Source organism: Parasegetibacter sp. NRK P23 (assembly GCF_023721715.1).
Classification (GTDB): domain Bacteria; phylum Bacteroidota; class Bacteroidia; order Chitinophagales; family Chitinophagaceae; genus Parasegetibacter.
In genome coordinates, this window is record NZ_JAMDLG010000017.1 from 248,719 (window position 1) to 256,094 (window position 7,376).

Genomic DNA, 7,376 nt, shown 5'->3' on the forward strand with positions numbered 1-7,376 from the left:
GCAATTTTCAGAGCATAAATTCAATGTATGACTAACACCAATCTATACACTAAGTCTTAAACGCCACTAAGAGTTACCATTTACCCGACAAAAAAATTCAAAGAATACCGAGGCAAAATCTATCTGATTACCAGTTGACACTAAAAGGAAAAAGCGACCTTGGCGGCCACTGCGTTCCGATCACTTCAGTAAGTAATAAAATGGCGAAAAACCATTCAATCAGCATTAATTTCAGCGGCTGTACGCTTTGCAGGCGAATAGTCGCTTTTGCTTTTCCATTAAAAAAAAATACTTTGCGCCCTATTACTCCAATAACAATCATGCTATGCCTAAAACTTTACGCTTCCTTGCGCTCTATTGCCTTGTCTCATTAACTTCAAACGCACAATACTGCACGCCCACAATTTCCAATCAGAACAACCTGCACATTACTTTCATCAATTTCGGTTACACCGCGGCACTTACCAACGGCCAGGGTCCAACCAGTGCGAACACCGGGTACTCACAGGTAGTGGGCAGTTCTTCGGGAACCGTGAACAGGCACCAGAACTATTCGATCTGGATACAGGCGAACGCCAGCGTAAATACCCCATTTACCATCGCCATCTTTGGTGACGTTAACAACGATGGTGATTTTTCTGATCCATTAGAAGAACTGAACCGCACAAACGGAACAATAGTCGGCGGGCAAACGGGCACTTCCTACAGCCTGAATATTCCCGCGCATGCCACCACGGGCAGTATGCGCATCCGGGTACTCATCACTACACAGGGCAGTACCATTGACCCATGTGGCACGGTATACGGCGAAGTGGAAGACTACATCCTCACGGTACGCTCAAACACGGCACCTGTGCTGAACACGAGCGGGTCGCCCTTCCTCAATCCGCTGGAAGCCGGCAACACTACGAACGATGGCATGAGCATTCCACAACTGCTCAACTCCACCAATTATGAAATGATCACGGATGGCAACGACGGCGACCTCAGCCGTCCGGCAAAGGCCCTTCGCGGCATCGCCATCACAGCCGTCTCCGCCACCAATGGCACCTGGCAGTGGAGGAACGGAAAAAATGGTACCTGGCAAAACATCTCCGGCGTGGCTGAATCCAACGCGCTTTTACTGACCAGCGTAGGCAACACGCCCTGGTACTATGAACCTAATTTTATCCGCTTTCTCCCAACTGCACCCGGTACCCCCAGCTTTAGCTTCAGGGCCTGGGACGGCAGCGAGGGACTTTCCGGCACGTACTACAACATCACCGCAACTGGCGGCAGCACCGCGTTCAGTGATGAAACCGAACAGGCAACAGTAACCGTAGATGCAGATGCCAGCGGCAGCAGCTTCGGGCAATTCCTGTTATCGACCCCGACAGGCGCCTTGTTGCCCGCGGCTTATGAAGGCGCATCCGGCAAACTGTATTATAACAGGCCTTCAGCAGTAACTCCGGTAGCAGATAACGCGGCCGTACGCATACAGTACGATGCTGCATCCAACAAATTTTTCCTGGCTACCTATGAAGACATCTATTCCTGGGAAACTAACGCAAGTTCATTCACGCACATCGTCAATATCCCGGACGCGTTATCGGGGTTCACGGTCGCGGACAAGGTGGTGTATGGCGATTATGCGCCGGCAATACACAGTGTGGATAAAGACGGCGCCAACCCAACCATCCTAGCTGATGGGAACGGAACGACGATCACAGGATTCCCCTATAACGATATCACTGAAATGATGGCGATGGCCGCCTCCGGAAATACGATCTTCGGATGGATGTACAATAGTGGCAGCTCAAGTTATGATCTTCTGAAATTCAATACCGACGGTACCGGCTTCGCCGTTATTTCCAGCACAACAAACTTTCCCTATGCCAGCACCGTTCGCAACGGGCATGTATACTGGATCGAAGAGCAATCCCCCAACAGCAGGGTCTTGAAAGTATCTGTGAACGGAGGTACGGAAGAACTGATCGGCACACGGTCGGGCCAGGTGTACATCGACATTTACGCGGAACCGCTTACCAACAAGATTTACCTGCTTTATGCCAACGCCAGCGGCTCGGAAATTCATTCAATGGATATGCAAACCGGCGCTATAAGCCGCGCCCTGTTTATCACCGAAGAAACATATGCCTTCGCCGTAGTACCGCCCACCATTACGCTTCCCGTATCCGTTACGCAGTTCTTTGTGAGCAAAACAGGCGGGCAACAAGCGCTATTACAGTGGGAAACCACCGCTGAAGTGCAGAATAGTCATTACACCATCGAAAAGAGTACGGACGGCGCGCCTTTTGTAGCAATCGGCCAGGTGGCCAGCGCTGGATCAGGAGAACAGTTACTCCGTTACCAGTTTAAAGACATGCAAGCCAACGGCCTGCTGATCCGTTACCAGCTCTGGCAAACCGATCTCGACGGTAAAAGGACGAACCTCGGCACAAGAGTGATCAGAAATCTCCCTTCAGGCAATAGCCTGTACGTTTACCCGAATCCCGCACGGAATACTATTCATCTGCAAACACCGGCGGCAGGCGCTTATGATATCCTTATCACCGACCTGCAGGGACGTACCGTTCTAAGGAACAAGTTCTACAGCAACGGACTGATCCGTGTTAACCTGCCTTCACTTCCAGGGGGACAGTATTATATAAGGTCTACGGATAAGAACGGCGTTGTAGCGCAACAGAAGATTATAATTCAGTAAAGAAGTGGTGTTCATAAAAAGACCGCGGCTGTGTGAGCTGCGGTCTTTTTTTTTGGTTGAAAAATGGTTCAGCCGTTAAAACAAAAAAGCCCGGAAACAAATATTCCGGGCTTAAAATTTTTGGTGATAATCTTGCGGTGAGGGCGGGATTCGAACCCGCGGTACAGAATAACCCGTACGACAGTTTAGCAAACTGCTCCTTTCGGCCTCTCAGGCACCTCACCCGTTCATCAACTGGTGTGTTGAACGTTCTTCCTTAAAAGGAAGGGATGCAAAAGTAAGGATACGGGTTTTAATTCCCAAATATTTAATGCGGGAAAAAACGGTTCACGCTGGCTTCGTTTCACGTAATGTGTTGCTTGCTTCATTTCACGCAATTGCTTTGTGCTGCGCACGGCGCAACGCAACAACTTCGCTGCTTCGTTTCACACGGGCAGACCGCTTCGTTCCTCGCGGACGCAAAGAGCTGTTGAAGGATATTTCCTCGCGGAGGCGCGGAGCGTTGAGGAGTTGGTGACGATGTAAAAGAAGCGGTAAAAGGAAAATTCTTAAATAAGGGTTTGGGGAGGGGCTTAAAAACAAGAAGCGCATCATTGCTGATGCGCCTGCTTGAATATCTTGTGTAGAAGTGCTTACATGGCTGCTAATTGTACCTTCTGCTGCAATTCCATTACGTTTTCGCGGAACAGGTGATCGGTATCCATCAGGTCCTTCACGGTTTGGCAGGAGTGAATTACGGTAGTATGGTCGCGGCCACCGAAGTGTTCGCCGATGGTTTTGAGCGAGTTTTTGGTGAAGGCTTTGGCGAGATACATGGTGATCTGGCGGGCCTGCACCACTTCGCGCTTCCTTGTTTTCTGGAGGAGTTTGTCGTAGGCTACATCGAAATAGTCGCATACCATCCGCTGGATGGTTTCGATGGTAATTTCTTTGCTGCTCGTTTTCACGAAATTGCGGAGTACTTTCTTTGCCAATTCGAGGTCGATTTCCCTCTTATTAAGCGAAGATTGTGCCAACAGGGAAATGAGGGCGCCTTCCAGTTCACGCACATTGCTGTTGATGTTGTACGCCAGGTACTTCACGACTTCCTTCGGCATTTCCACGCCGTCGTTCTTCATCTTCTTTTCCAGTATCTCGATACGGGTTTCGTAGTCGGGAAGCTGGAGGTCGGCACTGAGGCCCCAGCGGAAACGGCTCAGCAATCTTTCCTGCACCCCTTCCAGGTCTTTGGGTGCTTTATCGGAAGTAAGCACCAGTTGTTTACCGCTCTGGTGGAGGTGGTTGAAGATGGCGAAGAAAGCGTCCTGCGATTTTTCCGCGCGGTTGAAGAACTGCACGTCATCGATGATGAGTACGTCGATCAACTGGTAGAAATGGATGAAATCGTTGATGGCGTTGTTGCGGCTGTGGTCCACGAACTGGTTGATGAACTTTTCTGAACTCACGTACAGCACCACCTTATTGGGATGAATCTTCTTTACTTCATTGCCGATACTTTGGGCCAGGTGTGTTTTACCCAGACCAACGGCGCCATAAATCACCAATGGATTGAAGGAGTTCGCGCCAGGTTTTTCAGCCACGGTTTTACCGGCCCTGCGGGCCACCCTGTTGGAATCGCCTTCCACAAACGCATCGAAGGTGTAGATCGGATTCAGTTGCGGATCGATCTGCATCTTCTTGAGCCCCGGGATCACGAAGGGGTTCTTGACAGGGTTGTTTATAACGAGCGGAAAATCCATTTCATTGTTAGCGTAAGTTTTATACCCGTGCGCCGGAACGTCCATCGTCAACGGTTTGTTGCGGGTGTTGCCGCTGTCTACCATGATCCTGTATTCCAGTTGTGCTTCTTTACCCAATACCCTCCGCAAAGTCTTTGCCAACAAATTCACATAGTGCTCCTCCAAGTATTCATAGAAGAACTGGCTCGGTACCTGTATAACCAGGATCGATTCTTTTAAAGCAACCGGGCGGATAGGTTCGAACCATGTTTTGAAATGCTGCCACTCTACAATATCCCTGATTATTTCCAAACAATTGCTCCAAACTTTTACAAAGTCTTTATCCATTTAGAATTAAGCAGTTTTTTATATTGAGTAAAGAATATTCGGTGATTTTCTGTCCACTTTACGGATATCCACAGCTTACTAACAAGATATCGAAAATTTTAAGACAGGGGAGCGAAATTCCCGAAATTATGTTGAAAAAAAAATTTTTTATTCCCTTGGATTTTCTTCAACAGGAACAGTATGTGTATTCACCAGCCGTTTGCCCGAAATACGGCTGAAACTAAAGTCCAGCCTACCTAAAATCACTCCGCCCCACCCTACCTGGTTCACGATTACCTCGCCTCCAAACTTATTCACATATTTTTTTGGGGTGTTCATAAACGTATGGGTGTGTCCGCCTATAATCAGGTCAATATGAGCCGATTCTCTGGCCAAAACGGCATCACTTACTTTATTATATGCATATGTATCACCGAGGTGCGACAAACAGATCACGAGGTCGCACCTTTCTTTCTCTTTGAGGTGCGCCGCTATTTTATTAGCCTGTTGCAGGGGGTCCAGGTAAACGGTTCCACCGGTCAGGTTATCGGGCACCAACCCTTTCATTTCGATGCCCACGCCCAGCACACCTATCTTCAATGGCCCTTTCCTGAATATTTTATAAGGAAGGTATTGGTGCTGAAGTGGTGTTCCCTTAAAATCGTAGTTGCAGATAATAAGGGGGAAGTTTCCATGGGTGGAGAGTTGGTGGGCGAAGTTGTCTATGCCCAGGTCGAAGTCATGGTTGCCCATCGTGGTGGCGTCGTAGCCCATGGCGGCCATGGCTTTGAATTCCGTTTCTCCTTTAAAGAAATTGAAATAAGGGGTGCCCTGGAAAATATCCCCGGCATCCAGCAGCAACACATGTTCTTCGGTTTGCCTGATTTTGTTGATGATGGCGGCCCGGTTCGCGAGTCCACCCAGTCCCTGGTATTTACTGCCATCCATGGGGATGGGGTCAACCATACTGTGTACATCGTTCGTGTGCAGGATGGTGAGTTTTACCGTGCGGTCATCTTCCAGGAAAGATGGCAGGAAAGCGGATGCGGCGAGTTTGGCCCCGTTCCCGATAAAGGTTCTTCTAGTTTGCATGGGTTACACGATTTTGGAGCGTGGCGGTAATGGGTTTATTTTCCCTGCCATATCTTTCAAAATATTCCATCAGCGCGTCGCGCATCATCAGGCCGATGTTTTTAACGGGCACATCGAGTACCGGCATCCGATCGCCGCCGCCGGCCACATAATCGGAATTGGCGATAGTATACAACTGATCGCCGCGGAGCGGAACACCATTCACCTTTATATCGGTAGCCTTCCTGTCGCGGATCACATAACTGATGCCCGATACGGGCCATCCGCCATAACCGGCCATTACATCAAGGTAGGCCTTCAGCGTATCGCCGGGCATGGTTTGCAGGAGCATCAGGTTGTTGAAAGGCATCATCTGGAACACTTTTCCGCGGGTGAGCGGGCCGGGCATCACCGTAGTGGTTCTTATGCCCCCGAAGTTCAGGATGGCCGCATCCACGTTGACGTTGAATTTTTCCCTGGCCATCACCAGGAGCGCATCCGTCATCACATTACCCAGGGTGCCTTCCGGCTGCTGCTTCTCCAATTGGGTACCCACCTGGGCGATCACCTGATCCATACTTCTTTTCACACTATCGGCATAAGGCTTCAGCAAGGCCTGCATTCCCGCGTCCGCGGGCAGGGAGTCGGCGGTGCGGTAATAATTGTAATGAAGCGCCGTGGTGTTATAGCGCTGTGAGCAGCCCAGCAGCAGCAGGATGGGCACCAGGCGCCAAAGGGAAAGTTTTATCATGTGTACCGACTGTTTACTGCAAAGATGAAGCCTTTTTCCACTACTTTTGTACGCTTTAACCCGGATACAATATTATTTTTCCCGCTTCAAAAAATCACTAATATGAGTTATGAACTGAATGGCAAACTGGTGGCGGTGTACGATACCGTGCAACGATCCGAAACTTTCCGTACCCGCGAATTCGTGGTGGAGAAATCCGAGCAGATCAACGGACGCACCATCACCAATTACGTTAAATTTCAATGTGTACAGGACAAAACCAGTTTACCCGACCGTTTTAAAGTGGGCGATGAAGTGAAAGTATTCTTTAACCTGAAAGGCTCCCGCTGGGAAAAGAACGGCCAGGTAAATTATATCACCAACCTCGACGCCTGGAGAATGGAACAATTGCAGATGGGTGGCGGACAGGCACCTTCCGCGGAGTTTTATCCGGATGCGCCGCCGGCCGGAGATGAGAATGATCTGCCGTTTTAAGCACGCAGTTTTTTTTGTTTCCCGCAATTGCTTTGTGCTGCGCACGGCGCAACGCAAAGGAGCAGAGACGCAAGGAGCTGTTGGAGTGCAGGTTGGTTTGTGAAGATTGAATCAGCAAAGTTGATACTTGTCAGTTTCATTGAGCAATTACATATTGTGCTGCAAACTGCCTACTAAATATTATATAGAGTTTAAAGTTGCACTGAACACTTCCAGCACATTAACAAGATACGAATACAATTTAGGCTTTGCGTCCTTGCTTCCTTGCGTCTCGTATGTTTGTGTTGTTGTAATAATTTAGCTTAATCAATGTGAAAAGTCAGGGAACCCA

At 49.1% G+C, this 7,376-nt stretch carries 6 protein-coding genes and 1 tRNA gene; 2 read left to right on the forward strand and 5 right to left on the reverse strand.

What is annotated here, in order from left to right; all coding sequences use genetic code 11:
* Positions 1-127: 127 nt before the first annotated feature.
* Positions 128-322 carry a hypothetical protein gene (locus tag M4J38_RS18730; protein WP_251761339.1) on the reverse strand — a complete coding sequence of 65 codons (195 nt, stop codon included), beginning with the start codon at positions 320-322 and terminating at the stop codon, positions 128-130.
* Between the two features lie 3 nt (positions 323-325).
* On the opposite strand from M4J38_RS18730, the gene M4J38_RS18735 reads away from it, so the two are divergent.
* The gene (locus M4J38_RS18735) at positions 326-2,704 is read left to right on the forward strand and encodes a GEVED domain-containing protein (RefSeq protein WP_251761340.1); all 2,379 of its coding nucleotides are present in this window, start codon (positions 326-328) and stop codon (positions 2,702-2,704) included.
* A 135-nt stretch (positions 2,705-2,839) separates the two neighbouring features.
* Here M4J38_RS18735 and M4J38_RS18740 read toward each other — a convergent pair.
* From M4J38_RS18740 to M4J38_RS18755, 4 genes are all read right to left on the reverse strand, one after another.
* Positions 2,840-2,928, reverse strand: a tRNA-Ser gene (locus M4J38_RS18740).
* 408 nt (positions 2,929-3,336) lie between these two features.
* Positions 3,337-4,770: a chromosomal replication initiator protein DnaA gene (dnaA, locus tag M4J38_RS18745; RefSeq protein WP_251761341.1), complete on the reverse strand. Its 1,434-nt coding sequence runs from the start codon at positions 4,768-4,770 to the stop codon at positions 3,337-3,339.
* A 147-nt stretch (positions 4,771-4,917) separates the two neighbouring features.
* On the reverse strand, positions 4,918-5,841 hold the full coding sequence (locus tag M4J38_RS18750; protein WP_251761342.1) for a bifunctional UDP-sugar hydrolase/5'-nucleotidase: 924 nt from the start codon (positions 5,839-5,841) through the stop codon (positions 4,918-4,920).
* Complete coding sequence (locus M4J38_RS18755) at positions 5,831-6,571, reverse strand: 5'-nucleotidase C-terminal domain-containing protein (protein WP_251761343.1); 741 nt, start codon at positions 6,569-6,571, stop codon at positions 5,831-5,833. Before M4J38_RS18755 ends, M4J38_RS18750 begins: the two co-directional genes overlap by 11 nt.
* Before the next feature lie 102 nt (positions 6,572-6,673).
* On the opposite strand from M4J38_RS18755, the gene M4J38_RS18760 reads away from it, so the two are divergent.
* Positions 6,674-7,045 (forward strand): DUF3127 domain-containing protein, encoded by a 372-nt coding sequence (locus tag M4J38_RS18760; protein ID WP_251761344.1) that lies wholly within the window; start codon positions 6,674-6,676, stop codon positions 7,043-7,045.
* The last annotated feature ends 331 nt before the right edge of the window (positions 7,046-7,376 follow it).

Coding starts and splice junctions, on each gene's coding strand:
- M4J38_RS18730 (WP_251761339.1), bottom strand. CDS start 322: ATGATTGTTATTGGAGTAATAGGGCGCAAAGTATTTTTTTTTAATGGA.
- M4J38_RS18735 (WP_251761340.1), top strand. CDS start 326: ATGCCTAAAACTTTACGCTTCCTTGCGCTCTATTGCCTTGTCTCATTA.
- dnaA (WP_251761341.1), bottom strand. CDS start 4,770: ATGGATAAAGACTTTGTAAAAGTTTGGAGCAATTGTTTGGAAATAATC.
- M4J38_RS18750 (WP_251761342.1), bottom strand. CDS start 5,841: ATGCAAACTAGAAGAACCTTTATCGGGAACGGGGCCAAACTCGCCGCA.
- M4J38_RS18755 (WP_251761343.1), bottom strand. CDS start 6,571: ATGATAAAACTTTCCCTTTGGCGCCTGGTGCCCATCCTGCTGCTGCTG.
- M4J38_RS18760 (WP_251761344.1), top strand. CDS start 6,674: ATGAGTTATGAACTGAATGGCAAACTGGTGGCGGTGTACGATACCGTG.